This is a genomic window from Glycomyces albidus, assembly GCF_009451885.1.
Lineage (GTDB): Bacteria > Actinomycetota > Actinomycetes > Mycobacteriales > Micromonosporaceae > Glycomyces > Glycomyces albidus.
On record NZ_WIAO01000026.1, the window covers coordinates 62,525 to 85,844 of the forward strand.

General features: G+C 72.7%; 25 protein-coding genes. 11 read left to right on the plus strand and 14 right to left on the minus strand.

Annotated elements, in window-relative coordinates:
• Nucleotides 1-105: 105 nt before the first annotated feature.
• The 5 genes from GFD30_RS28040 to GFD30_RS18970 all read right to left on the minus strand — a co-directional run bounded on the left by GFD30_RS28040 (nucleotide 106) and on the right by GFD30_RS18970 (nucleotide 3,861).
• On the minus strand, nucleotides 106-675 hold the full coding sequence (locus tag GFD30_RS28040; protein WP_153026748.1) for a GNAT family N-acetyltransferase: 570 nt from the start codon (nucleotides 673-675) through the stop codon (nucleotides 106-108).
• Complete coding sequence (locus GFD30_RS18955; RefSeq protein ID WP_153026749.1) at nucleotides 668-2,161, minus strand: APC family permease; 1,494 nt, start codon at nucleotides 2,159-2,161, stop codon at nucleotides 668-670. Before GFD30_RS18955 ends, GFD30_RS28040 begins: the two co-directional genes overlap by 8 nt.
• Nucleotides 2,162-2,184: 23 nt before the next feature.
• A complete protein-coding gene (locus tag GFD30_RS18960; RefSeq protein WP_194202015.1) occupies nucleotides 2,185-2,856 on the minus strand; it encodes a GPP34 family phosphoprotein in 672 nt (223 codons plus the stop codon).
• A 200-nt stretch (nucleotides 2,857-3,056) separates the two neighbouring features.
• Complete coding sequence (locus GFD30_RS18965; protein ID WP_153026751.1) at nucleotides 3,057-3,320, minus strand: hypothetical protein; 264 nt, start codon at nucleotides 3,318-3,320, stop codon at nucleotides 3,057-3,059.
• Nucleotide 3,321: 1 nt separating this feature from the next.
• Complete coding sequence (locus tag GFD30_RS18970; protein ID WP_153026752.1) at nucleotides 3,322-3,861, minus strand: hypothetical protein; 540 nt, start codon at nucleotides 3,859-3,861, stop codon at nucleotides 3,322-3,324.
• Nucleotides 3,862-4,022: 161 nt separating this feature from the next.
• Here GFD30_RS18970 and GFD30_RS18975 point away from each other — a divergent pair, with 161 nt between their 5' ends.
• On the plus strand, nucleotides 4,023-4,961 hold the full coding sequence (locus GFD30_RS18975) for a GlxA family transcriptional regulator (RefSeq protein WP_153026753.1): 939 nt from the start codon (nucleotides 4,023-4,025) through the stop codon (nucleotides 4,959-4,961).
• 4 nt (nucleotides 4,962-4,965) lie between these two features.
• On the opposite strand, the gene GFD30_RS18980 is transcribed toward GFD30_RS18975, so the two are convergent.
• A complete protein-coding gene (locus GFD30_RS18980) occupies nucleotides 4,966-5,322 on the minus strand; it encodes a hypothetical protein (RefSeq protein ID WP_153026754.1) in 357 nt (118 codons plus the stop codon).
• 80 nt (nucleotides 5,323-5,402) lie between these two features.
• Nucleotides 5,403-6,380: a helix-turn-helix transcriptional regulator gene (locus GFD30_RS18985; protein ID WP_153026755.1), complete on the minus strand. Its 978-nt coding sequence runs from the start codon at nucleotides 6,378-6,380 to the stop codon at nucleotides 5,403-5,405.
• Between the two features lie 103 nt (nucleotides 6,381-6,483).
• Here GFD30_RS18985 and GFD30_RS18990 point away from each other — a divergent pair, with 103 nt between their 5' ends.
• Nucleotides 6,484-6,897 (plus strand): VOC family protein, encoded by a 414-nt coding sequence (locus GFD30_RS18990; RefSeq protein WP_153026756.1) that lies wholly within the window; start codon nucleotides 6,484-6,486, stop codon nucleotides 6,895-6,897.
• Here GFD30_RS18990 and GFD30_RS18995 read toward each other — a convergent pair.
• Both GFD30_RS18995 and GFD30_RS19000 read right to left on the minus strand, forming a co-directional pair.
• Nucleotides 6,894-8,036, minus strand: a complete 1,143-nt coding sequence (locus tag GFD30_RS18995; RefSeq protein ID WP_153026757.1) for a sensor histidine kinase — start codon at nucleotides 8,034-8,036, stop codon at nucleotides 6,894-6,896. The genes GFD30_RS18990 and GFD30_RS18995 overlap by 4 nt on opposite strands.
• The gene (locus tag GFD30_RS19000) at nucleotides 8,033-8,701 is read right to left on the minus strand and encodes a response regulator transcription factor (RefSeq protein WP_153026758.1); all 669 of its coding nucleotides are present in this window, start codon (nucleotides 8,699-8,701) and stop codon (nucleotides 8,033-8,035) included. Before GFD30_RS19000 ends, GFD30_RS18995 begins: the two co-directional genes overlap by 4 nt.
• 135 nt (nucleotides 8,702-8,836) lie before the next feature.
• Between GFD30_RS19000 and GFD30_RS19005 the strand changes: the two genes are divergently transcribed.
• From GFD30_RS19005 to GFD30_RS19020, 4 genes are read left to right on the plus strand one after another with little or no spacing between them, the layout of a single operon-like run.
• The gene (locus tag GFD30_RS19005; RefSeq protein ID WP_153026759.1) at nucleotides 8,837-9,340 is read left to right on the plus strand and encodes a hypothetical protein; all 504 of its coding nucleotides are present in this window, start codon (nucleotides 8,837-8,839) and stop codon (nucleotides 9,338-9,340) included.
• Nucleotides 9,337-10,380 (plus strand): peptidoglycan-binding protein, encoded by a 1,044-nt coding sequence (locus tag GFD30_RS19010; protein ID WP_153026760.1) that lies wholly within the window; start codon nucleotides 9,337-9,339, stop codon nucleotides 10,378-10,380. Before GFD30_RS19005 ends, GFD30_RS19010 begins: the two co-directional genes overlap by 4 nt.
• The gene (locus tag GFD30_RS19015) at nucleotides 10,377-11,045 is read left to right on the plus strand and encodes an ABC transporter ATP-binding protein (RefSeq protein WP_322633405.1); all 669 of its coding nucleotides are present in this window, start codon (nucleotides 10,377-10,379) and stop codon (nucleotides 11,043-11,045) included. The genes GFD30_RS19010 and GFD30_RS19015 overlap by 4 nt, the downstream gene beginning before the upstream one ends.
• Nucleotides 11,032-12,204 carry an ABC transporter permease gene (locus GFD30_RS19020; protein ID WP_153026761.1) on the plus strand — a complete coding sequence of 391 codons (1,173 nt, stop codon included), beginning with the start codon at nucleotides 11,032-11,034 and terminating at the stop codon, nucleotides 12,202-12,204. The genes GFD30_RS19015 and GFD30_RS19020 overlap by 14 nt, the downstream gene beginning before the upstream one ends.
• A 162-nt stretch (nucleotides 12,205-12,366) precedes the next feature.
• On the opposite strand, the gene GFD30_RS19025 is transcribed toward GFD30_RS19020, so the two are convergent.
• Complete coding sequence (locus GFD30_RS19025) at nucleotides 12,367-13,200, minus strand: helix-turn-helix transcriptional regulator (RefSeq protein ID WP_153026762.1); 834 nt, start codon at nucleotides 13,198-13,200, stop codon at nucleotides 12,367-12,369.
• 100 nt (nucleotides 13,201-13,300) lie between these two features.
• Between GFD30_RS19025 and GFD30_RS19030 the strand changes: the two genes are divergently transcribed.
• Entirely contained in the window at nucleotides 13,301-14,065 is a 765-nt protein-coding gene (locus tag GFD30_RS19030) for an SDR family oxidoreductase (RefSeq protein WP_153026763.1), read from the plus strand.
• Here GFD30_RS19030 and GFD30_RS19035 read toward each other — a convergent pair.
• Nucleotides 14,014-14,997 (minus strand): AraC family transcriptional regulator, encoded by a 984-nt coding sequence (locus tag GFD30_RS19035; protein ID WP_153026764.1) that lies wholly within the window; start codon nucleotides 14,995-14,997, stop codon nucleotides 14,014-14,016. The two genes, GFD30_RS19030 and GFD30_RS19035, sit on opposite strands and share 52 nt — an antisense overlap.
• A gap of 74 nt (nucleotides 14,998-15,071) precedes the next feature.
• Between GFD30_RS19035 and GFD30_RS19040 the strand changes: the two genes are divergently transcribed.
• Nucleotides 15,072-16,103, plus strand: a complete 1,032-nt coding sequence (locus tag GFD30_RS19040) for an SDR family NAD(P)-dependent oxidoreductase (RefSeq protein ID WP_153026765.1) — start codon at nucleotides 15,072-15,074, stop codon at nucleotides 16,101-16,103.
• A gap of 43 nt (nucleotides 16,104-16,146) precedes the next feature.
• Here the strand turns inward: GFD30_RS19040 and GFD30_RS28045 are convergent, their stop codons facing one another.
• Nucleotides 16,147-19,464, minus strand: a complete 3,318-nt coding sequence (locus tag GFD30_RS28045) for a DUF4132 domain-containing protein (RefSeq protein WP_153026766.1) — start codon at nucleotides 19,462-19,464, stop codon at nucleotides 16,147-16,149.
• A gap of 165 nt (nucleotides 19,465-19,629) precedes the next feature.
• On the opposite strand from GFD30_RS28045, the gene GFD30_RS19050 reads away from it, so the two are divergent.
• Nucleotides 19,630-20,640: a pectate lyase family protein gene (locus GFD30_RS19050; protein WP_153026767.1), complete on the plus strand. Its 1,011-nt coding sequence runs from the start codon at nucleotides 19,630-19,632 to the stop codon at nucleotides 20,638-20,640.
• 181 nt (nucleotides 20,641-20,821) lie between these two features.
• Here the strand turns inward: GFD30_RS19050 and GFD30_RS19055 are convergent, their stop codons facing one another.
• Complete coding sequence (locus tag GFD30_RS19055; RefSeq protein ID WP_153026768.1) at nucleotides 20,822-21,202, minus strand: VOC family protein; 381 nt, start codon at nucleotides 21,200-21,202, stop codon at nucleotides 20,822-20,824.
• An 82-nt stretch (nucleotides 21,203-21,284) separates the two neighbouring features.
• Here GFD30_RS19055 and GFD30_RS19060 point away from each other — a divergent pair, with 82 nt between their 5' ends.
• A complete protein-coding gene (locus GFD30_RS19060; RefSeq protein ID WP_322633406.1) occupies nucleotides 21,285-22,223 on the plus strand; it encodes a helix-turn-helix transcriptional regulator in 939 nt (312 codons plus the stop codon).
• A gap of 176 nt (nucleotides 22,224-22,399) precedes the next feature.
• The gene (locus tag GFD30_RS19065; protein WP_322633407.1) at nucleotides 22,400-23,146 is read left to right on the plus strand and encodes an SAM-dependent methyltransferase; all 747 of its coding nucleotides are present in this window, start codon (nucleotides 22,400-22,402) and stop codon (nucleotides 23,144-23,146) included.
• A gap of 84 nt (nucleotides 23,147-23,230) precedes the next feature.
• Here the strand turns inward: GFD30_RS19065 and GFD30_RS19070 are convergent, their stop codons facing one another.
• Nucleotides 23,231-23,317, minus strand: coding sequence for an IS3 family transposase (locus tag GFD30_RS19070; protein WP_322633022.1), 87 nt, complete (start codon nucleotides 23,315-23,317; stop codon nucleotides 23,231-23,233).
• Between the last annotated feature and the right edge of the window lie 3 nt (nucleotides 23,318-23,320).

The window sequence follows — 23,320 nt, forward strand, 5'->3', positions numbered from 1 at the left end:
GTCTGAATATTCTTGGAGACGGTCCGGTGCATCGAGAACCCTTGGCGGACAAAGGATCACGATGCTCGAACCGGCGGCGGGCCCTCCCGGGCCCGCCGCCGTCGTTCAGGCGGCCTGCGGCTCGCGCCACATCGGATAGAGGTACGGTCCCCCGTCGGCGAGGCCGTACCGCTCGCCGAGCGGCTCGTAGCCGAGCTTCCCGTACAGTTTCGCGGTCTCGGGCGAGACCGCCTCGAGGTAGGCCGGAATGCCGTCCCGGTCGAGGACCCGGTGGTGGCGCTGGAGCATCGCGGTCGCGATCCCGTTGCCGCGCTGCTCCTTCCGCACCCCGACGAGCGCTATGTAGTGGTGCGGGGCGTCAGGGTGGTGCGCCTCCATCACCTCGTCGAGGCGGCGGAACCGGTCGATGTGGGGCCCGCACGCGGCGAGCATCCGCTCGTCGTAGTCGGGGATCGGCGGCGCTTCGGCGGTGTGGTCGAACCACACCACCGCGCCGTCGAGGTCGCCCGAGGTGACCACGCCGCCGTGCCCGAGGGCGTGCTCGACGAGGAGCTCGAACTGGCCGCGGACGGCCTCGAGCCGCTCGTCCGGGTCGTCCACGAGCCAGCGGGCGGTGGGCAGGTCGTTGAACTCGCGGGCGAGCATCGCCGCCACGGCCCCGTACGCGCTATTCACCGGCGGCTCCGACCGGGACCGCGGCCCGCTCGGCCGCCTGCACCAGGGGCGCCTTCGCGCCGTGGCCGATGCCCGCGTACACCTCGGGCCGGGCCTTTTTGAGGAACAGCCCCCAGCCGGCGCCCAGGAGTGCCAGCGCGCCGAAGAGGATCGGCACCAGCGTCGGCAGGAGCGACCCCTCCTCGACGCCGAGCAGCGTGTGGAAGTGGATCACGGACAGGTACATGACCCCGCCCATCACCAGGACCGCGAGGACCGGCGCGATGACCGCGGCCCAGACCGACTCGTCGCGCCGATCCCGCGCGAAGTAGGTCAGGACCGCGATGGCGCAGGTCAGGATGAGCGCGATCAGGCCGATGCCCGACGCGGTGCCGAGGTAGAAGAACAGGTGCACCAGCGGGTCGAGCCCGAGCACGGCCCACAGGACGAGCACCGCGCCGCCGACGGCGGTCTGGGTGACCGACGCGGCCACCGGCGCGCAGGTGCGCACCGAGGTGCGGCCGAGCCACGAGAAGACGACCTGCTCGCGCCCGAGCGCGAACAGGTACCGCGCGGTCGTGTTGTGGAAGCTCAGGGCCGCGGCGGTGACCGAGGTGAGCAGGAGGACCTGGCCGATCGTCACCCACGCGCCGCCGAGCTGGTCGCCGGCGAGGGTGAACATGAGGTCGGGGTCGGCGCTGGCCGCGACCACGTCGTCGTCGCCGACGGCGGTGATGATCGACCACGACGCGGCGATGTAGATGACGGCGAGGATGCCGATCGTGGCGAGCGTGGCGCGCGCGACGGTGCGTTTGCGGTCGCGGGCCTCCTCGCCGTAGACGGTGGGCGATTCGAAGCCGATGAAGCCGATGACGGCCAGGGCGAGCACGGCTCCGGCGGCCTCGCCGCCGAGCGCGCTCGGCGAGAGCGAGGCGAAGGACAGGCCGTCCGCGGGGTGCGCGAAGTTCGAGACGCTGAACAGGAGGATGACCGCGACCTCGACGGTGAGGAGCACGGCCAGGACCTTCGCGTTGATGTCGACCGCGCGGGTGCCGAGCAGGCCGACCAGCACCCAGGCGGCGAGGGCGAACACCCACCACGGCAGGGACAGGCCCGTGCGCTCGAACAGGCCCTGCGCGGTGATGCCGAGCAGGCCGTAGAGGCTGATCTGGAGGGCGCAGTAGGCGGTGGCGGCGACCCACGCGGCGGCGACGCCGGGGACCCGGCCCAGGCCCCGGGCGACGAACGCGTACATCGCGCCGGCGTTGGCGATATGCCGGGCCATCGCGGTGTAGCCGACGCTGAACAGCCACAAGGAGACCGCGATGATCACGTAGCCGAGCGGGATGCCGATCTGGCCGGCCACGGCGAACATGACGACGACGCCGCCGGCGATCACCGTGAGCGGGGTGGCGGCGGTGAGGGAGAAGTGGAGGAGGCTGAAGGTTCCGAGTTTGTCGCGGGCCAGTGCGGACTGGACCGCGCTCGCCGGTGAGGGAGCTGACATGGGGCGTGACTCCTAAGTGCGTACTAGAGGTTGCCGGTGATGGCGGTGTCCGCCACCGCGGCGGTGAGGTGCCCGCGGATCGCCTGGAGCGGCGCGGGCAGCACCCGCAGATGGCCCTCGGCGTATTCGCGCGCGCCGGGGGGCATCTGGGAGTACAGGGGTTTCGACAGTCCGACGGCCTCGGTGAGAGCGAGGAGGAATGCGTCGAGCAACGGCATTCGTCGATCCATCGTGGACAGATGGCGGCGCAGCCGGGCGAGCGGCGCCTGGGCGATCAGGGCGTCCGCCGCGTCATAGGTGACCTGCACCTTGCCGAGCCAGCGGCTGCGGTGCTCCCCGCGCACCATCAGCCCGGCCACGACCATGTGCTCGGCGGTCTTGGTCTGGGTGTCGGCGATGGCCAGGTATTCGAGCCATTGGGACACGGCGAGGGCGTCCGGCTCGCCTTGGACGAGCTCGGTCAGCCACAGCCCCAGCGAATCCCGCGGAGGACCGCCGCGCGGCTCCGGCACCACCAGGTCCCGGCCCTCGTGGCTCCGGACGGCGAGGTGGCCCGAGAACACCAGTTCCGCCAGCAGCGCCGCGCCGAGACCCAGCCCGATGACGCGCGGCGCGACCGCGGGTTTGTAGAAGTCGTGGTAGGCGGTGATGAGATAGGCGTCGTAGACCAGCCGGGGGGTGGGTGCGTCGGGCACCGGGAGTGATCCTTCCTGTACAGAAGCATTCGATCGGATCATGATACGGTCACACGTTTTCGCGGTTCATATCGGTATTGCGACTAATTCGCCCCTGCTAGAAACCTTGTTGTGAATTGGAGCGCTCTACACGCCGTGAGGCCCGAACGCACAGAAGCTCCGCACCTTTTGGACGGTGCGGAGCTTCCGGGGGCGGTGTGTCACACGGTGGCGTCCGGGGCCGGTAGTGCGCGCGCGGCGAGGAGGCCGCCGACCGCCGGGACGAGCGCGAGCAGCCAGACGCGGTGGCGGCCCTGCGAGAGGAGGGCCGCGGCGATCACGGTGAGCGTGTAGGCGAGGCCGTGGAGCGGGCCCAGGATGCTCGAGAGGAGTTGCAGGTGGACGGTGGCGAGGTTCGCCATCATGAGCAGGAAGGTCGACAGCTCGACCGCCCCGATGAGGTGCAGGACGCGGCGGGGCTCCATCTCAGACCCCCGTCGTCGAGCCGGGCCGGTAGATCATCAGGACCACGACGATCGCCCAGAGCAGGTTGAAGACGCCCGTGGCCATGGCGAGGCTGCGGCCGGCCGCGGTCGCGGCATCGGCGCCGGGCACCGCCTCGCCGCGGTCGGGTGCAGTGTCGAGAGCAGCGTCGAGGGCACTGTCGAGTGCACCGTCGGTTGCGCGGTCGAGGGACTCGAGGCCGCGGCGCTGCGTAGGGAGGATGACCGCGATGAGGACGGCGGCCGCGCTCGCGGTGAGGATCATCGAGGTGATGAGCCAGGCGTCGCCGAGGACGCCGAGGCTCGCGCCGGTCGCGACGCCGAAGACCGGAACGATCGCGCCGATGACGGCGTAGACGCGGGTGATGCGGTGCAGGATCGCGACCGCGGCGGTCTTGCGCGGGTTCCCGGGATCGTGCGCGGCGGCGCGGAGCGCCGGCGGGAACATGCTGGCGGCGATCGCGACGGGTCCGATGGTGAGGATCGCGGCGAGCACGTGGACGGAGAGCAGGAACGCGGTCATGCGCCCGCTCCGGTGCGGCGTCGGGTCATGGAGGTCCTTTCGGTTGCTTCGTGGCTCCCCCATGCTCGCGCCGCGGCCGCCGCCCGCCAATGGCTGGACGGCCATATTCCGCCTGAATCCGGCCATGGGCTCGGGACCTCGGATTCGGTTACGATCAGGCCATGCACACCGTCGTGGTCCTCGCTCTGGAGGACGCCATCGCGTTCGATCTGGCCACACCGATGGAGGTGTTCGGCCGGGTGCGGCTTCCCGACGGGCGGCCGGGGTACCGGGTCGTCGCGGCCGGGGAGCGCCCGGTGACGTCGGCGGGTCCGATCCGGATCGCGACCGACGCGGGCCTGGAGGCGCTCGAGCGGGCGGACCTGGTCGTGGTGCCGGGCCGGAACGACCCGCTCCGCGCGACCTCGCCCGCGGTCCTCGAAGCGCTGCGGCTCGCCTCCGAGCGCGGGTCGCGGATCGCCTCGATCTGCGTCGGGGCGTTCACGCTCGCCGAGGCCGGCCTGCTCGACGGGAGGCGGGCGACCACGCACTGGCTGGTGGCGGAGCAGCTCGCGCGCCGCCACCCGAACGTGAAGGTGGATCCCGACGTGCTCTACGCCGACGCCGGCCAGGTGCTCACGTCGGCGGGGGCCGCGGCCGGGCTCGACCTGTGCCTCCACATCGTGCAGCGCGACTACGGCGTGGCCGTGGCGGCCGACGCGGCGCGGCTGGCGGTGACCCCGTTGCAGCGCACGGGAGGACAGGCGCAGTACATCCTGCGCAACCGCCCGACCTACCAGACGGCGACCCTCGAGCGCGTTCTCGCGTGGATCGAGGAGAACGCGCACCGCAGCCTCTCGCTGGCGGACATCGCCGCGGCCGCGGGTGTGAGCGTGAGGACGCTGACGCGGCGGTTCGCGGCGGAGACGGGCCAGAGCCCGATCCAGTGGCTCGGCGGCGTGCGCATCCGCCACGCCCAGGAGCTGCTGGAGACGACCGACCACACCGTGGAGCGGATCGCGGCGCAGACCGGGTTCCCGAGTCCGAGCAACTTCCGGGCGCAGTTCGCGCAGACCGTCGGGGTCGCTCCCGGGGCCTACCGGCGGACGTTCAGGCGCTGATCGGTCAGCCGATCACGTCGCAGTACGGCTGGACCGTCTCGACGATCGTCGGGCCCTCGGCCTCCTCGACGCCGAACAGCGAGGCGGCGTCGCGGGCGAGCTGCTCCTCGTCGGCGCCTTCGGCCGCGGAGGTGCAGAGCTGCTGCGCGCCGTCGACGATCTCGGCGGCGGTGACGTCGGGGGCGATCTCCTGGAGCTCCGAGGCGAGATCGGTCGGGAAGTCGGGGGCGAGGTCCTCCAGGGACTCCTGGTAGTCGGGCAACGTGGGCGTTTCGATGGGCAGCTCCCCTTCGCCGCAGGCGGAGAGCGCCAGTGCGGAACCGAAGGCGAGTGCGAGCGCGGCGATTTTCCGTCGTGCCATGGGAACAGCTCCTTTGCGAGACTTGCGGCCACGGTATCAATACATTTGCGGATCACCGAGACGATTCAGGATGGGTTCGGTCACAAGGCGGCGAATCGGGTTGCGAGACGGGCGAATGCGCGCGCGAGTTCGGGCGGGTCCGCGGCCTCGACGTCCGCGTCGAAGCGGGCGAAGGAGGCCGCCAGCGCGGTCCACGACCACGAGCCGAGGCTGACGCGGCAGCGGCCGGGGCCGAGGGGTTCGACGCGGCCGTCGCCGATGTACGGGGCCACGGCGTCCGCGGAGGCGAGGAGGACCGCCTCGCCTCGGCAGGGCCAGTCGGGATCGCCGGCGGCACCGCGGAAGCGGGCCTGCACGAAGGCGGTCACGTCGCCGCCGGGCAGGTCGCGGGGCGTGAAGCGCGGTCCGGCGGGGGTGCGGGGTGCGATCCGGTCGACGCGGAAGATGCGCCAGTCGCCGCGGTCGAGGTCCCAGGCGACGAGGTACCAGCGGTCGTTCCAGGTGGCCAGGTGGTGCGGCTCGGTGCGGCGTCTGGTGTCGCCGCGTTCGCGGCGGTGGTCGAAGGCGTGGTCGGGCCGCTGGTCAGGGCGGTAGTCGAAGCGCAGTTCGTACCGGTCCCTGACGGCCGCGGCGAGCGTGAGCAGGACGCCGGTGTCGACCGGGGCCGGGCGCGGGCCGCGGGGCACGGCGGCGACCTGGACGGCGTCGACCCGGCGGCGCAGGCGCGGCGGCAGGACCTGGCGGACCGTGGCGAGCGCGAGCGCCGCGGCCTCCTCCATCCCGGTGCCCACGGCGGTCCGGAGCGCGACGGCGAGGGCGACGGCCTGCTCGTCGTCGAACAGGAGCGGCGGGAGGGCCGAGCCGGGTTCGAGGCGGTAGCCGCCGTGGGGTCCGCGGACCGCGGTGATGCGGTAGCCGAGGCCGCGGAGGCGGTCGACGTCGCGGCGGACGGTGCGCTCGCTGGTCTCGAGCCGGTCCGCGAGCTGCGGGCCGGTCCAGTCGGGGCGGGTCTGGAGGAGCGCGAGCAGGCGGAGGGTCCGCGACGAGGGTCCGGTCATGCGCCGATCCTGCCAGGAGGAGCGGACACTTCTCGGCCGGAATGCCGGTCACGCTGGGGCGGTACCGGGCGAGGGACGCCCGGGACCAGCGAAGGAGCACGACATGACCGTGAACGTCACACCCCATTTGAACTTCCGCGGCGAGGCCCGGGCGGCGCTCGAGTTCTACCGGTCCGTCTTCGGCGGCGACCTGGTCGTCTCGACCTACGGGGACTTGGGCGCGGCCCAGGACCCTGCCGAGGCCGACCTGGTGGTGTGGGGCCAGGTGTCGGCCCCCGGCGGCTTCCGGGTGATGGCCTACGACGTGCCGGCGGCGCTGCCGCTGAGCCGCGGCGAGGACCCGTTCTTCGTGTCGGTGCGCGGCGGCGACGTCGCGGAGCTGACGGACCTGTGGGAGGGGCTTGCGAAGGGCGGCACCGTGGTCCAGCCGTTCGGACCGTCGGCGTGGGCCGAGGCGTACGGGATGGTGAAGGACCGCTTCGGGGTGACCTGGGTCCTCGATGTCGTCGCGGGTTAAGGGAACTCGACCGTGACGCGCAGGCCGCCGTCCCGGTTCGGGACGGCGGCCAGCGCCGCGTCGTGGACGCGCGCCACGGATTCCACGATGGAGAGACCGAGGCCGACGCCTTTGACGGACTCGATGCGGTCGCGGCCCTCGCCGCGCCGGAACGGCTGGAAAAGCGCGTCGATCTCGTACGCGGCCACGATCGGACCGGTGTTGACGACGGTGAGGCGGGCGCGGCCGTCGACGGCGGCGGTCGCGATCGCGAGCGCGCCGCCGGGCCGGTTGTGCCGGATGCCGTTCGCGATGAGGTTGGCGACCAGGCGCTCCAGGAGGGCGGCGTCGCCGGCGGTGACCGCCTCCTCGGCCGAGACCTCGACGGCCACATCCGCTTCCGCGGCCTCGTGCGCGAACTGGGCGGCGACGTGGGAGGCGATGTCCGCCAGGTCGACCGGCACCGGGTCGGCGGGGGCGCGGTCGCTGCCGGCGAGGGTGAGCAGGCCGTCGATGAGGCGCTCGTGGCGCTCGTTGACGGCGAGGAGGTTCGCGGCGAGGCCGCGGACGCGGTGCCCGGCGTCGGCTTCGGCGGCGGCGACCTCGAGGAGGGTCCGGTTGATCGCCAAGGGCGTCTTCAGCTCGTGGGAGGCGTTGGCGACGAAGCGGCGCTGGCCCTCGAAGGCGCGGTCGAGGCGGGCGAGCATCCCGTCGAAGGTGTCGGCGAGGCGCTTGAGCTCGTCGTTGGGACCGCGGAGGTTGATGCGCTCGTGGAGGGAGCGGTCCGCGACCCGCCTGGCGGTGTCGGTGATCGCGTCGATCGGCCGCAGGACGCGCCCGGCCATGAGGAACCCGAAGCCGACCGCGAGGAGGCCGATCACGCCGAGCGCGAAGGCCGAGCCGAGCAGGACCGCCTGGAGGGTGGCCGCGTTCGCGGCCTCCTGGCGTTCGATGACGGTGTCGATGAGGTCCGTGAGCTGCTCCTCGGTCATGCCGAGGTGGGCGCGGGCCTGGACGAGCGCCTCGAGCGACTCCCCGGGCTGCGGCAGGTTCGCGGCGATGCGGCTGCGCACGATCAGGTAGACGACGGTGGTGAGCACGGCGCCGGCGGCGAAGAACGCGCCGCCGTACCAGAGGGTGAGCCTCGTGCGGAGCCTCATGGCCGGTCCTCCCTGATGACGTAGCCCGAACCGGGGACGGTCTCGATGACGGGCGGCTCGCCCAGCTTGCGGCGCAGCGTCATCATCGTGACCCGGACGATGTTCGTCGCGGGATCGATGTGCTCGTCCCAGACCTTCTCCAGCAGCCGCTCGGAGGAGACGACGGCGGCGCCCGGGCGCATGAGCTCGGCGAGGACGCCGAACTCCTTCTTCGACAGCGGCAGGTAGCGGCCGCCGCGGAACACCTGGCGGCCCACCGTGTCGAGGGTGATCCCGGCGCGTTCGACCACAGGGGGCGCGGCGGGGGCGGTGCGCCGGGCGAGGGCGCGCACGCGGGCGACGAGCTCGGCGAACGCGAACGGCTTGGCGAGGTAGTCGTCGGCGCCGAGCGACAGACCGTGGACGCGGTCGTCGACCCCGGAGGAGGCGGTGAGCATGAGGACCCGGGTCGAGTGGGGCCCGGCGACGATCTTCCGGGTCAGGTCGTCGCCGCCGACGCGGGGCAGGTCGCGGTCGAGGACCGCCACGTCGTAGTCGTACGCGGCCAGGCGCAGCCGCGCGGCGTCGCCGTCGTAGCAGACGTCGACGGCCATGCCCTCGCTCCGCAGGCCCTTCGCGATCGCGTCGGCGAGCATCCGCTCGTCCTCGACCACCAGTACGCGCATCCCGCGCTCCTCCCCTGTCGGTGACGATGCTGCCAGGTCCGGTGTAAGCGCGGCGTAAGCGCCGCCGCTGACGCCGACCACATGCGGCCGCGGCTTCACTTGCGGCGTCGATCCGAGAACGAAGGAGACGCCACGATGAGACGAGTACTGCTGGCCGCGGCCGCGCTGACGGCGCTGTCGCTGACGGCCGCGTGCAGTGACGAGCCGCAGGACGAGGTCGCGAGCGCCGGGGGCACGGCCTCCGAGGAGGCGTCCGAAGGGGACGCCGGCCAGGAGGAGGGCATCCAGGCGTTCGCCGAGTGCATGCGCGACGAGGGGGTGGACTTCCCCGATCCCGATCCGGACGGCGGTTTCGCCGAGGCCGAAGAGCTGCGGGAGGTCATGGAGGCCGAGCCGGAGGCCGTCGAGGCGTGCCAGGATCACCTGGCGTCGGGCGAGGCCGACATGTCCGACCCGGAAGTGCAGGCCGCGCTGCTGGAGTTCTCGCAGTGCATGCGGGACAACGGGGTCGAGGACATGCCCGACCCGGGCGAGGACGGCTTCGGCCCCACCCTGCTGGAGGAGGGCCCGGCCGACCCGGAGTGGGACGCCGCGCTGGAGGCGTGCCAGGACCTCCTCGGAGAGGTGCGGGGCCAATGAGGCGGCGGACGGCGGTGATCGCGGCCGGAACGGCCGCGGCGGCGGGACTGGCGGCGGCCGGGGCCCTGTACTGGTCCGGCGGCGACGAGCCGGCGGCGTCGGCGGACGCGCCGGGCGCGACCGCGACCGTGGAGCGGCAGGACCTGACCCGGTCGGAGGAGGTCGTCGGGACGCTCTCGTACGGGGAGGCCGCCACGCTGAACGGTACGAAGCCGGGCGTCGTGACGTGGCTGCCCGAACCGGGGACGGTGATCGGGGCCGGCGACGCGGTCTACGACGTCGACAACGCGCCGGTGGTCGCGATGTCCGGGGACCTGCCGCTGTGGCGGACCCTGGCGCCCGGGGTCGAGGGACCCGATGTGGCGCAGCTCGAGTCGAACCTGGTCGACCTGGGCTACGACGGGTTCACCGAGGACGACGCGTACACGGACGCGACCGCGGCGGCGGTCGAGGCGTGGCAGGACGACCTCGGGACCGAGGAGACCGGGACCGTGGCCGTGGGCGACGTCCTGTTCTCGCCGAACCCGGTCAGGGTCGCCGACCGGCTTGCGGCCGTGGGAGACCCGGCGAACGGGCCGGTCCTGGCGTACACCGCGGACGAGCGGCGCGTGACGGTGCAGCTCGAGATCGCCGACCAGGACCTGGTCGCGGTGGACCAGGCGGTCACGGTGACGCTGCCGGACGGGACGGCGGCCGCGGGCGCGGTGTCCGCGATCGGCCAGACGGTGACCGGGTCGCAGGAGGAGGGCGCGGAGGAGCCGGAGACCGTCGAGGTGACCGTGGCGGTCGAGGACCAGGCGGCCCTCGGCGGCCTGGTGTCGGCGCCGGTGACCGTGGAGCTGGTCGCCGAGACCCGCGAGGACGTGCTCACGGTGCCCGTCGAGGCGCTGCTGGCGCTGCGCGAGGGCGGGTACGGCGTCGAGGTCGTCGACGGCTCCTCGTCCGAACTGGTGCCGGTGGAGACCGGCGTGTTCGCCGACGGCCGCGTGGAGGTCTCGGGCGACCTGGAGGCGGGCATGGCCGTGGCGGTGCCGTCGTGAGCGTCGTGGTGCTGGAGGAGGTTTCGAAGACCTACCCGGGCGTGAGAGCGCTGGACGGGGTCTCGCTGGAGATCGGCGAAGGCGAGCTCGTCGCGATCGTCGGCCCCTCGGGTTCGGGGAAGTCGACCCTGCTGAACCTGGCGGGCACGCTCGACCGGCCCACGTCCGGGACCGTGCGGGTCGCGGGCGAGGACGTCTCGGCGCTGTCGGACCGGCGGCTGTCGCGGCTGCGCGCCGCCGAGCTGGGCTTCGTGTTCCAGCAGTTCCATCTCGCCCACGGCGTGCCGGTCCTCGACAACGTCGCCGACGGACTCCTGTACCGGGGCGAGCCGCGGCCGAAGCGGCGCGAGGCCGCGGCGGCCGCACTGGACCGGGTGGGGCTGTCGCACCGGACCGGGCATCGCCCGCACGAGCTGTCCGGCGGGGAGCGCCAGCGCGTCGCGATCGCGCGGGCGATCGTCGGCGGGCCGCGGCTGCTGCTCGCGGACGAGCCGACGGGGAACCTCGACTCGGCCTCGGGCGCGACGGTGATGGGGCTGCTGCGGGACCTGCACGAGGGCGGGACCACGGTCGTGGTGATCACGCACGACCGGGACATCGCCGCGGGCCTGCCGCGGCGGATCGAGATGCGCGACGGACGGATGGTGCGGGATGCGCTGGACTGACCTGTTGCGCGTCGGCGCCCACGGGCTGCGGTCCCGGCCGCTGCGGGTGACGTTGTCGGCCATCGGGATCGCGATCGGGATCGCCGCGATGGTCGCGGTCGTGGGGATCTCGGCGTCGAGCTCGGCCGAACTGGACCGCAAACTCGACGAGCTGGGCACGAACCTGCTCACGGTCGCGCCCGGCCAGTCGCTGTTCGGCGGGGAGTCGCAGCTCCCGCTCGAGGCGGTCGCGATGATCGAGCGGATCGGGCCGGTCGAGTCGGCCGCGGCGACCGGGACGGTGGAGGACGCGAAGGTCTACCGGACCGACAGGATCCCCGAGAACGAGTCGGGCGGGATCGCGGTCAAGGCCGCCGAGGCCGACCTGCTCGGCGTCGTCGGCGCCGAGCTCGCCGCCGGGCAGTGGCTCGACGGGCCGGCCGGGGACTTCCCGGCGGCGGTCCTGGGCGCGGACGCGGCCGCGTCGCTCGGCGTGACCGCCGGCCCCGAGGTGCAGATCTGGCTGGGCGGACAGTGGTTCGCGGTCGTCGGGGTGCTCGAACCGGTGGACCTCGCGCCCGAGCTGGACAACGCCGCGCTCGTCGGCTGGGACGCGGCCGAGACGTACCTGGGCTTCGACCTGCACGCCACGGAGGTCTACACGCGGGCCGCCGAGACGGCGGTGGCCGAGGTGCGATCGGTGCTCGGGGCGACGGCGAATCCGGAGCACCCCGAGGAGGTCGAGGTCTCGCGGCCCTCGGACGCGCTGATCGCGGCCGAGGCGGCGGAGGCGTCGTTCACCGGCCTGCTCCTGGGGATCGGGGCGGTGGCGCTGCTGGTGGGCGGGGTCGGGGTGGCGAACACGATGGTCATCTCGGTCCTGGAGCGGCGCGGCGAGATCGGTCTGCGCCGGTCGCTCGGGGCGACCCGGGCCGACGTGCGCCGGCAGTTCCTGGCGGAGTCGCTGCTGCTGTCGCTGCTGGGCGGCGCGGGCGGGGTGGCGCTGGGTTCGCTGATCACCGCGTCGTACGCGGCCTGGCAGGGCTGGCCGCCGACCGTGCCGGCGTGGGCGCTGGGCGGCGGGGTCGCCGCGACCGCCCTGATCGGCGCGGTCGCCGGGCTCTACCCGGCGGTCAAGGCCGCGCGCCTGTCCCCCACCGAGGCGCTGACCGCGCCGTGAACCGCAGGGCGGCCCCCGGCTGCGAGCCGGTCGGGCCGCCCTGCTATCTTGTAAGGGGAAGGCGCCGTTGGGCCCTTCTTTTTTGCGTCCGGGGCCGTTTCGGGTCCCGAGGCGTCGGGCCGTTCAGGGCCTGAGCCGTTCAGCGCCCGAGGCGTCGGCCGTTCAGGACCGGGCGGGCCCGAGGACCGCGAGCAGCTTGAGCTTCTCCTCGGCTTCGCTGCGCGGCTCGGCGGTGAGCACGAGCAGCGCCTGGGACTGGTCTTCGGTGTAGAGGACCTGGCAGTCGAGTTCGATCGGTCCGACCTCGGGGTGGACGAGCGTCTTGTGGTCGGCGAAGCGCTTGGCGACCTCGTGCCGGTCCCACAGCTCCGCGAACTCCTCGGACTGCTTCCGCAGTGCGGCGACGAGCTCGCCCGCCCGCGACTTCGGGCCCATGGCGCCGTAGGCGACCCGGATGGCCGAGACCAGGGCGCGGCCCTGCCGGTCGCGGTCGTCCGCAGGGTACTTCGCGCGCTCGCCGGGGCGGGTGAACCAGCGGTAGGCGTCGTACCGGTCCAGGCCGGTGTAGGACGAGCGGTCGCCGAACAGGGCGACGGCCAAGCGGTTCTGGACGAGCGCCTCGCCGAGGTTCGACAGGATCAGCGCCGGGGTGTCCTCGAGGCGGTCGAGGACCCGCAGGAGCGCGGGGGCCACGTGCCCGGAGTCCGACAGGCGCGCGGGCGCGTTGTGCCCGGCCATCTGGAACAGGTAGTCGCGCTCCTGGTCGGTCAGGCGCAGGGCGCGGGCCAGCGAGGCGAGCATCTGCACGCTCGGCTGCGGGCCGCGCTGCTGCTCCAGGCGGGTGTAGTAGTCCGTGGACATCGCCGCGAGCGAGGCGACCTCCTCGCGGCGCAGCCCCGGGGCGCGGCGGCGGGCCCCCTCGGGGAGCCCGACGTCGCCGGGCTGGAGGCGTTCGCGGCGGCGGCGGAGGAAGTCGGCGAGTGCGGTGCGGTCCATGCCCCAAGTATCGGCCCGCTCGGGCCCGCGAACCAGGGACCGCCGATCCCCCGACAAGCGGTCTCTGCACACCGCCGCCGGATTCGCCGAGACTCGGGGCATGAACATTTCAGGGAACACGATCTTCATCCCCGGCTCGACCAGCGGCATCGGCCTCGCGCTCGCCCTCGCCCTCCAGGCGAAGGGCAACCAGGTGATCGTCGGCGGACGCCGCACCGACGCGCTGGACCGCATCGCCGCCGAGCACCCGGGCCTGGACACCGTCCGCATCGACACCGCCGACCCGGCGAGCATCGCGGCCGCCGCGAAGGAGGTGCTCGAGCGCCACCCGGAGCTGAACGTGCTCGTCACGATGGCCGGCATCATGCGCGCCGAGGACTGGCACCGGCCCGAGGGCTTCCTCGAGACCGCGGCCGAGACGTTCGAGACGAACGTGCTCGGTCCGATCCGCCTCATCGGCGCGTTCATCGAGCACCTGCAGACCCGCCCGGACGCGACGATCATGACCGTCACCTCGGGCCTGGCGTTCACGCCGCTGCGCATCACGCCGTCGTACAACGCCTCGAAGGCCGCGATCCACATGCTCAGCGAGTCGATCCGGCTCCAGCTCGCCGACACGACCGTCAAGGTCGTCGAGCTCCAGCCGCCGTCGGTGCAGACCGCGCTCATGCCCGGCCACGAGTCGGACCCGCACGCGATGCCGCTGGACGACTACGTCGCGGAGGCCGTGGGGCTCATCGAGTCGCAGCCGGACGCGACCGAGATCCAGGTCGAGCGCGTGAAGTTCCTGCGCTACGGCGAGGCCCGCGGCGACTACGACCGGGTCGTGGCGGTGCTCAACGGGACCGAGCCGCTCAACACCTGATCCGCGCCGGCGCCGCCTTCGTCGCGGAGGCGGCGCCGGTACTGCAGGGGCGACTCCCCGGTCTCGCGTTTGAACGCGGTGCTGAACGCGCTCTCGGAGCCGTAGCCGAGCTCGAACGCCAGCGCCCCGACGCGCACGTCGCCGTCGCGCAGCGCCCGCTGCGCGAGCAGGATCCGCCAGCGGTGGAGGTAGGTCAGGGGCGGGACGCCGGCGAGGGCCCGGAACCGCTCGGCGAACGAGGTCCGCGACATCGCCGCGGCGCGCGCGAGGGCTTCGAGCCCCCAGGACGTGCCGGGTTCGGCGTGCATGAGGCGCAGGGCCGGGCGCAGGCGCTCGTCGGTGAGGACGCGGAGCCAGCCCGGCGGCAGCTCTGCTTGGTCTACATAGGATCTGATGACTTCGAGGAGCAGGAGCTGGCCGTACTGGCGCAGCGCGAACGCCGATCCCATGCGGTCGGCGGCGCCCTCTTCGAAGAGGTGGGCGAGGAGCACCCGGACCGTCGGCGCGGCGGCGGCCGAGGCCCGCACGTGGGCCAGCGGCGGGAGCGCGCGCGCGAGCAGTTCGCGGCCGCCGTCGTTCAGGTCGACGCGGCCGCCGATGACGAGGTCGTCGGTGCCGAGTTCCACGGCGTCCTGGCGGTTGATCCCGAAGCCGAAGTCCGGTTCGACCTCGCGCCGGGGGCCGTCGCCTTCGCCGCCTTCGAGGCGCAGCCACGAGCGTCCGTTGAGGATGGCGACGTCGCCGGTCTCGAGGACGATCGGGACGTCGATGCCGTCGGTGCGCAGCACGGCGCGGCCGGAGACCATCGCGATGAACTTCATGCGCTCGCCGATGTCGCCTCCGGAGCCCCAGGGCCCGCGGGCGGCGAACCCGCCCGAGACGACGCCGCGGACTTCGACCAGGTCGAAGACCTGCGAGAGATGATCAGCCATGTCCGTACTCTAGAGCAAGAAATACGGACTTGCAATTATTCATAGTCCGGCCGACGGCGAGCAGACTGGTCCACATGACACAGCAACAGCACCCGATCGGCACCGGCTTCACCGCCGCCACCACTGCGGACGAGATCCTCGCGGGGATCGACCTGACCGGCAGGCACGTCGTCATCACCGGCGGGCACCAGGGCATCGGCCTCGAGACCACCCGGGCCCTGAGCAAGGCGGGCGCGGCGGTCACCGTCGCCGCCCGCAACCCCGAGCGGGCGGCCGAGCGCCTGGCCGGGATCGACCGGGTCGAGACCTCTCGGCTCGACCTGCTCGACCCGGACTCGATCGACGCGTTCGCCGACCGGTACCTCGCCTCGGGCCGGCCCCTGCACGTCCTGATCAACAACGCGGGCATCATGGCCGGGCCGCTCGTGCGCGACGCGCGCGGCTACGAGTCGCAGTTCGCGACCAACCACCTCGGGCACTTCCAGTTGACGCTGGGCCTGCTGCCCGCATTGCGGGCCGCCGGCGGCGCCCGCGTCGTCAACCTGACCTCCGGCGGCCACCGGCTCTCCGACATCCGCTGGGACGACCCGCACTTCACCGATCAGGCAGACGGGTACGACGCGATGGGGATGCTCGGGTACGGCCAGTCCAAGACCGCGAACGTCCTGTTCGCCGTCGAGCTCGACCGCCGCTGGTCCGCGGACGGCATCCGCGGCTTCGCGGTGCACCCGGGCATCGTCATGACCACGAACCTGGGCCCGTACCTCGCCGAGGGCGAGGAGCGGCAGCCCTGGCTCACGGACGAGGAGCTGCGGGCTATGGGCCTGGTCGACGAGTCCGGCGCGTTCGTCATCGACCCCGCGCGGGAGATGAAGACGCCGCAGCAGGGGGCGAGCACCAGTGTGTTCGCCGCCGCGAGCCCCCTCCTCGACGGGATCGGCGGGGTCTACCTCAAGGACAACGAGGTGTGCCCGCTCGACGAGGACCCGAAGCCGATGAGCTTCGGCACCGGGACCGACATCCGCTCCGACGTGGTGCCGCACGCGATCGACCCCGAGTCGGCGCGACGCCTGTGGGAGCTGAGCGAGGACCTGATCAAGCGGTAGCCGCCGCGGCCGGGCCCTCCCGCGGGAGGGCCCGGCCTTCGCGTCACCTCGCCGCTTCGACGGCCTTCGCCAGGGCGGTGAGGGCCTCTGAGGCCGCCACCGGGTCGCCGACGGCGAGACCGGCGGTGGCCTGCGCCCGGGTCCAGCCGGCCATGTGCGACTGGGAGATCACGACCTGCACGAGGTCCTGGTCCCCGCTGTCGTTGACGTCGCCCGCGTTGAGCCCCGGGCTGAGGTCGAGCACGAGGTATCCGGTGCCCGGCAGTTCGCACCACATGCCGTGGACGATCCCCGCGTCCAGCGCGCCGGCGCGGATCCAGCCCTGCTTCACCAGGCCGAGCAGGCTGCCGACGCTCACCGAGGCGCCTTCGAACCGGGTCAGGTGCCCGGTCGCGAGCTCCTCGTCGGTGAAGGCGTCGACCGGGCGGCCGAGCTGCGCGAACGGCTGCACGATCTCGTAGTCGGCGAAGATCTCGGACCATGCCGGGACGGACTCGCCGAGGTGCACCGGATGCGCGACGCGGATGGCCGCGGTCGCGGCGACGTCCAGCTCGTTCTCCTCCACGTCGGTGCGGGTCCGGTCCTCCGCGAGGCGGAACGCGACCGGTCCGGCGCCGTCGTCGGCAGTCCACACCAGACGGCGGGTGAGGTGCCATGTGAGCGGGTGGCGCACGAAGTACTCGTCGAACTCGGCCGGCGTCCACGACCGCCCGGTCACCATGGCGCGCTCGAGGCGCTTGACCTGGTCCGCGGCGACCGTGCGGAGTTCCTTGCGCAGGTTCGCGAACCGCTTGTAGGCGGCCTCGGCCAGGAGTGCGTCGTCCTTCGCGGCGGGCTTCGGGAGGGACTTGCGCGGCTTGCCGTCGGCGTCGGTCACGAAGGGCTTGAGCTGCTCGTCGAAGCCGACCTTGAACTGCCTGGGCCCGTAGTCGAGGACGAGCGCCGACTCCTCGCGCAGCCCGAAGTCCGGCACCAGCCGGTCGGCAAGCTGCTCGGCGGAGAGGCCGAGGTTCGCCGCGATGGCGGTGATCTGCTCGCGGGCCTCCTCCTTGATCGCCGTGAACTTCGCCTTCTCGCCGATCCCCTGGATGGCCCGCAGGGCCGCCTCGGAGCCGATCGCGCCGAGGACCCGGAGGCCCTTCACGGCCCGGTGGTGCTGGTTCTCGCCCGGCCAGCGGCCGATCAGCGGCGTCAGCTCCCGCACGACCTCGTCGTCGCCGAAGTGCATGAGCTGCGTGAGCGCCCACGACTCGTCCCACGGGGCGCCCGCCAGCAGCCACTGCTCGAACAGGGCGAGCGAGAAGCGGGTCAGCGAGGCGCGGTCGCAGGTCTCGGCGAGGACCGCGACGCCCGGGTAGTCGTAGTCGGGCGAGCCGAGTGCGAGCACCGTCGCGGCGGTCCTGACGGCCGCGTCGGGCAGGGCGCGTTCGCGGCCGGGCAGCAGGATCTGCGGGAGCGCGAACGCGGAGACCCACGCGCCGGGCTCGGGGACGGCGACGGCGGGAGTCAGCGGATCGACGTCCGCAAGCGACTCCACGGCGGCGGCCGCCTCGGCGCCGTACTGGGCAGCGGCCTCGCGGACGACGTCGGCGCCCGCGCTCCCGGCGATGTACCGCAGGGCGGCCTCGGCGGCGGCCCGCGGCTTCTTGGTCTTGCCGAGGGCGTCGGGGACCAGGAGCGCGGCGGCGTCGGCGGCGTGCCGGTCGAGCCAGGCGAACGCGAAGGCGCGCATGGTCTTGAGGCGGACGAGCGCGTCGGCGACCAGCCGGGCGGCGGTGAGGTTGGCGATCGGGAGCAGCACCGTCCGCATCGAGGCGTCCGCTCCGGCGGCGGTGGCGACCGCCTCGGCCGCGGCGGTGCCGTGGTTGGCGAGGATGCGTTTGAGCGCACCGGGCTTGGGGCTCCCGGCGGTGGGACTCCAGTCGGGGAGGAGTTCGGCGGTGAGTTCGGGAGGGGCCATCGCCAGGATGTCCGGCTGGGCGTAGGGACCGGCCTCCGCGAAGTTCTTCGCCATCTCGACCCAGTTGCGGTGGCCGTACCATGAGACTTCGTACTCGGCCCACTCCTCGCGTTCGCCTGCGGCCCAGACGACCCGGTTGATCGGAAGCGGGGTGAGCCCTTTGAGCACGACCGGGGCGGCCTCGGCCGCCTGCGCCGCCCACGGCGGCGAGGCGAGGAGCGGCGGCAGTTCCTCGATCGGGGCCGCGGGGACGCGCTCGGCCCCGCCGGTGAGGTCCGCGATCGCGTCCTTGACGGCCCGCTCCTGGAGCGGCAGCGCCGCGCCGAGGATGATCGGGTCGCAGTACAGCAGGGTCGTCAACCGCCGCCGCATGGCGGCGTCGGCGCCTGCGGCGCGGGCCGCGATGAGGCGCAGGGCGCGCTGCGGGAAGCGTGCGGCGGCCTCCAGCGCGAAGCCCATCGCGGGCGGGTCGTCGAGCCGGTCCAGGATCAGCTCGAAGGCGCCGTCCACGGGAACGGCCGCGAGCGCGCGGTACACGGTCTTCCACTGGTCGGTGCTGTTGTTGAGCTGGACGAGGCGTTCGAGGATCGGCATCGCCTCGGCGCCGAGCCGGTAGAGCAGGTCGGCGACCTCGTTGGTGTTGAACCAGTGGAGGAACGGGGCGTTCGGGTCGAGGTCCTGGAGTTGAGACGCGGTGCCGACCACCCGCAGCAGGAGCGTGGAGGGTGCCGAATTCGGTTGCTGCGCACGGTGTTCGGCGCAGACCTCGTCGAGCCAGGCCGCTTCGTCGGGGACGAGGAGGCTGACGGCGAGGCGGCGCGGGGGGTCGGTGCGGCGCTGCGCGAGCGCGTCCACGACCGCGGCGTACTCGGCGTCCGGGAGTGAGGCGAGGTGCGAGGCGATCGCCTCGAACTCGCTCGAGCGGTCGATGCGGCCCCACAGGTGGTCCTGGAGGGTCATGCGCTCCAGTTCGACGATCTCGCTGCCGTATGAGGGCGCGTCCGCTTTGAGGGTGAGGAACTCGGCGAGTGCGGTGGCGGCGAACGGCAGCCCGTGGTCGGCGGCGATCAGGTCGAACAGCGGGCGCAGCGAGTAGTGGTAGGGCGACTGCGCGCGGCTGACGACGGCCATGACCGCGGCGGCGCCTTCGACGTCGGCCTCGCCGGCGAGGAAGGCGAGGCCCGGGTCCTTGAACCGGGGGTTGGTCTCGTAGTCGAGGGACGCGCGGATGCGGGCGTCGAGCTCGGTGAGGAGGGCGCGGCCGGCGTCGGGGTCGGCCTTCAGCGGCTTGGGCCTGCCGTGGCCGCGGCGGGGCCGGACGAAGCGGCTCCAGGACTCGGGGAAGTCGAAGCGGTCCTCATCGGGGAGCACGTCTGCGGAAGGGGTCTCGGATTCGGTCACGGGCGTCAGTCTAGGAACCGGGTATGACACCGTCCTCTTTGGCACACAGGGTGACCGGTCGGAGACGAGGGGGTGGCGCGACCGGCGGTGCAATCGATTGCCAAGCCGGTCGGCAACCGCTAACATATTGATACACGCAAATATCTCCTGATGGGAGGAATCGTCATGCGACAACGCAGCACCCGAGCGGCGATGGTCGTCGGGCTCACCGGCCTGGCACTGGCCGTCACCGCCGGCACGGTCCAAGCGGGCCCCGTCGGCACCCGGTACGCCGACGGGGCCGCGGCCCAGCAGCAGGTCGTCGGCCGCGCGGACGGCTTCGCCTCGGTGAACGCGCTGGGGCAGAACGGGACCACCGGCGGCGTCGGCGGGGCCGCGGTCACCGTCGACACCACCGACGAGCTGCTCGAGGCCATCGACACCGTCGGCCCGCTCACCATCCTGGTCGAGGGGACCATCGACATCACCAGCAAGCAGGGAGTCCGTCCGAACAAGACGATCCTCGGGGTCGGCGACGACGCGGTGATCCGCGGCGGCGGGTTCGACTTCTACCGCTCCTACAACGTGATCGTCCAGAACCTGACGTTCGCCGACGCCGAGGACGACGCGATCAACGTCGGCCAGAACTCGCACCACATCTGGATCGACCACAACACGTTCGTCAACCCGACCGACGGCTCGATCGACGTCGTGCGGCAGGCCGACTACGTCACGGTGTCCTGGAACCACTTCGACGGCACCGACAAGTCCATGCTCATCGGACACTCGGACGGCGCGAGCACCGACGTCGGACACCTGAAGGTCTCGATCCACCACAACTACTTCGACGGGTCTGCGCAGCGGCACCCGCGGGTGCGCTTCGGCGAGCCGGTGCACGTCTACAACAACTACTTCCGCGCCAACGAGCTGTACGCGGTGGCGTCCGTGATGAACGCCGGCGTCCTGGTGGAGGCCAACTACTTCGCGAACGTGCCCTTCCCGTGCCACTCGGCGAGCGGCTACGCCGACTCCGACCCCGGCCGTCTGGTCGAGCGGTCCAACGTCTTCACCGCCTCCGGGAGGTGCGAGACCGCCGGCACGGTCGCCGAGCCGCGGAACTACTACCCGTACACGCTCGACGCCGCCTCGAGCCTGCCGACGACGGTGCCTGCGGGAGCGGGCGCCGGGCAGGTGTGAATCGGGCCCGCAGCGGGCCTCGGCGCGCTGAGCCTTGCCGTGCGGGGCTTGAGGCGCTGAGCCTGAACGCACTGAGCCTTACCGCGCTTGGGCCGGGCGGTCGCCGCCTCGGCGACCGCCCGGCCCGCTCGCGACATGTCGGGAGCAGGGGCGGCGGCCCGGAGGCCGCCGCCCACCGCCGCTAGTCGACGGGTGCGACCCGGATGAGGTTGCCGTCGGGGTCGGCGGCCACGAACGTGCGGCCGAAGACCTCGTCGCGCGGCTCGTCCACGATCCGCACGCCCTTGCCCTTCCACTCCGCGTAGAGCGCGTCGACCGACGCGGGCGCGCCGTCGACGGCGAGGCAGACCTCGCCGGTGCGCACGTGCTCCTCGCCGAAGTCCACGGCGGAGCGGCTCCACAGCGAGAGGCTGACGCGGCCGCCGCCGTTCGCGGAGCCGAGGTCGAACGAGATGTAGGCCGGCGTCTCGAAGACCGGTTCGATGTCGAAGAGGTCCCCGTAGAAGCGGGCCGCGGCAGGCGCGTCGGCGACGTAGACGATGAAGATGTTCGGTGCGGGCATGACTGCCCTCCTTTCCGTCGGAGCCGCCACCGTAGCCGCGAAACCTGACGGGATCTGTCAGGTTCTATGGGAGCATCGAACCGTGACTCCCGATCGGTTCTTCTCCCTGCTCCTCGCCCTCCAGTCGCGGCCGGACACGACCGTCGCCGCACTCGCCGAGGAGACCGGCGTCTCGGACCGGACCGTCATGCGCGACCTGCGGTGGCTCCAGGACGCCGGCTTCCCGGTCCTCATGCGCCGCGGCCGCTACGGCGGCGTCGCGATGCTCCCCGGCGGCTCGCTCGACACGAGCCGCCTCACCCCGCGCGAACGCGAGCATCTGGCCTTGACCGGCCTCGACGAGGAGCAGCGGCGGCGCCTCGGGGTCGAGGAGGTCAGCGGCCGGGCCCTGCGCAAGGTCGCCGGCGCGCGCCCGGCCGACGACCTGCTCCCCGTCGGCGACCTCGTCGTCAGCGACAACCGGCCGTGGTTCGGCCGCGAACCCGAAGGGGTCTCCCCCGCCGAGCTCATCGGCGACCTGCGCCGCGGCGTCCGCCTCAGGGTGCGGTACGAACGCGCCGGCGGCCCGCCGCGGTGGCGGACCGTGGATCCCTACGGGCTCTTGGCGAAAGGCGGCAAGTGGTACCTCGTCGCCGACGAGGCGGGGACGCCGCGGCTGCTGAACCTGCTGAAGATCGCCGGCTGGGAGCCGCTGCGCACCGCGAGGCGGCTGCGCCCCGGCGTGCGCCTCGCCGCGCTCGCCGCCGAACTCACCGCCGACTGGGAGTCCGGCGGCGACCTCGAGGTCACCCTGCGGATCGCGAACTACCAGGTGGAGCGGGCGCAGCGGATCCTCGGCTCCCGGCTCTCGCTCGGCGAGCCCGACGCGGACGGGACCACCCCGGCGGTGCTGCGCTGCCGCGTCCTCGAGGACGTGCGCCAGCTCCTCGCCTTCGCCGACTCGGCGACGGTGACCGGCCCGCCCGAGGCGCGCGAGCGCATGAGGGAACTCGCCCGGCGGCTCCTCGAGCACTACTCGTGACGGCGCGGAAAACGCACTGGACGGGAACGGCTCCGCCGCTGTAGCGTCGCCGGGTCCAGCACGCCACTAGCGCAGAAGCAGGTGTATTTGATGGTCGTCCAGGCATCAGCGGCCGGCTCGGTCCGGTCGCTCCCCAGCCGTTCAATCCGCTTCCAGACGAAGGACGATCGATCATAGTGGACCTTCCACGTACCTTCACCATCCGCGAGAGCAGCCACCGCCTGATCAACCCGTTCACTCCGGAGAAGCTGGCCGTCCTCGGCCGGGCGATCCGGCCCGAGCCGGGCACGACCATGCTCGACCTCGCCTGCGGCAAGGGAGAGATGCTCTCGACCTGGGCCCGCGACCACGGTGTCACCGGCACCGGCGTCGACATCAGCTCCGTCTTCATCGACTCCGCCCGCGAACGCGCCGCCGAACTCGGCGTCGCCGACCGGGTCGCGTTCGTCCACGGCGACGCCGCCGGACACGTCGCCGACGCACCCGTCGGCATCGCCTCCTGCATCGGCGCCACATGGATCGGAGGCGGCGTCGACGGCACGGTCGACCTGCTGCGCCGCAGCCTCGCCCCCGGCGGGATGATGCTGATCGGCGAGCCGTACTGGCGGCTCGACCCGCCCGATCAGGCCGCCGTCGAAGGCTGCTACATGGGCTCCAAGGACGAGCTGTTCGGGCTCCCCGAGCTCCTCGAGCACTTCCGCGACCTCGGTTGCGACGTGGTCGAGATGGTCCTCGCCGACCAGGACAGCTGGGACCGGTACTCGGCGGCCCAGTGGCTCAACCTCCGCCGCTGGCTCGACGCCAACCCCGACGACGAGCTCGCCGGCGAACTCCGCGCCGAACTCGACACGGCACCCGTCAAGCACGCCCGATACCAGCGCGAATACCTCGGCTGGGGCGTGTTCGCGCTCATGGACCGGTAACACGGCCGGACTCGCGCAGCCCGGCCGTACAGAAGGGGCACCGCCGTTGAACTGGTCCCCGATTGTTGGACTGGTGTTTGAAGGCTAGGCCATGAGGGTCTGGGCCCGGTATGCAGCCGGGGTCAGGCCCTCAAGCCGTGTGTGGATGCGTTCGGTGTTGTACCAGCGGATGTA

Excerpts from the sequence above, each read along its gene's own strand:
- GFD30_RS19020 (WP_153026761.1), top strand. The coding sequence starts at position 11,032 with ATGCGCTGGACTGACCTGTTGCGCGTCGGCGCCCACGGGCTGCGGTCC.
- GFD30_RS18985 (WP_153026755.1), bottom strand. The coding sequence starts at position 6,380 with ATGACCGGACCCTCGTCGCGGACCCTCCGCCTGCTCGCGCTCCTCCAG.
- GFD30_RS19005 (WP_153026759.1), top strand. The coding sequence starts at position 8,837 with ATGAGACGAGTACTGCTGGCCGCGGCCGCGCTGACGGCGCTGTCGCTG.
- GFD30_RS19025 (WP_153026762.1), bottom strand. The coding sequence starts at position 13,200 with ATGGACCGCACCGCACTCGCCGACTTCCTCCGCCGCCGCCGCGAACGC.
- GFD30_RS19040 (WP_153026765.1), top strand. The coding sequence starts at position 15,072 with ATGACACAGCAACAGCACCCGATCGGCACCGGCTTCACCGCCGCCACC.
- GFD30_RS18975 (WP_153026753.1), top strand. The coding sequence starts at position 4,023 with ATGCACACCGTCGTGGTCCTCGCTCTGGAGGACGCCATCGCGTTCGAT.
- GFD30_RS19050 (WP_153026767.1), top strand. The coding sequence starts at position 19,630 with ATGCGACAACGCAGCACCCGAGCGGCGATGGTCGTCGGGCTCACCGGC.
- GFD30_RS18955 (WP_153026749.1), bottom strand. The coding sequence starts at position 2,161 with ATGTCAGCTCCCTCACCGGCGAGCGCGGTCCAGTCCGCACTGGCCCGC.
- GFD30_RS19030 (WP_153026763.1), top strand. The coding sequence starts at position 13,301 with ATGAACATTTCAGGGAACACGATCTTCATCCCCGGCTCGACCAGCGGC.
- GFD30_RS19035 (WP_153026764.1), bottom strand. The coding sequence starts at position 14,997 with ATGGCTGATCATCTCTCGCAGGTCTTCGACCTGGTCGAAGTCCGCGGC.
- GFD30_RS19000 (WP_153026758.1), bottom strand. The coding sequence starts at position 8,701 with ATGCGCGTACTGGTGGTCGAGGACGAGCGGATGCTCGCCGACGCGATC.
- GFD30_RS18980 (WP_153026754.1), bottom strand. The coding sequence starts at position 5,322 with ATGGCACGACGGAAAATCGCCGCGCTCGCACTCGCCTTCGGTTCCGCA.
- GFD30_RS18965 (WP_153026751.1), bottom strand. The coding sequence starts at position 3,320 with ATGGAGCCCCGCCGCGTCCTGCACCTCATCGGGGCGGTCGAGCTGTCG.
- GFD30_RS18990 (WP_153026756.1), top strand. The coding sequence starts at position 6,484 with ATGACCGTGAACGTCACACCCCATTTGAACTTCCGCGGCGAGGCCCGG.
- GFD30_RS19055 (WP_153026768.1), bottom strand. The coding sequence starts at position 21,202 with ATGCCCGCACCGAACATCTTCATCGTCTACGTCGCCGACGCGCCTGCC.
- GFD30_RS18970 (WP_153026752.1), bottom strand. The coding sequence starts at position 3,861 with ATGACCGCGTTCCTGCTCTCCGTCCACGTGCTCGCCGCGATCCTCACC.
- GFD30_RS18995 (WP_153026757.1), bottom strand. The coding sequence starts at position 8,036 with ATGAGGCTCCGCACGAGGCTCACCCTCTGGTACGGCGGCGCGTTCTTC.
- GFD30_RS19010 (WP_153026760.1), top strand. The coding sequence starts at position 9,337 with ATGAGGCGGCGGACGGCGGTGATCGCGGCCGGAACGGCCGCGGCGGCG.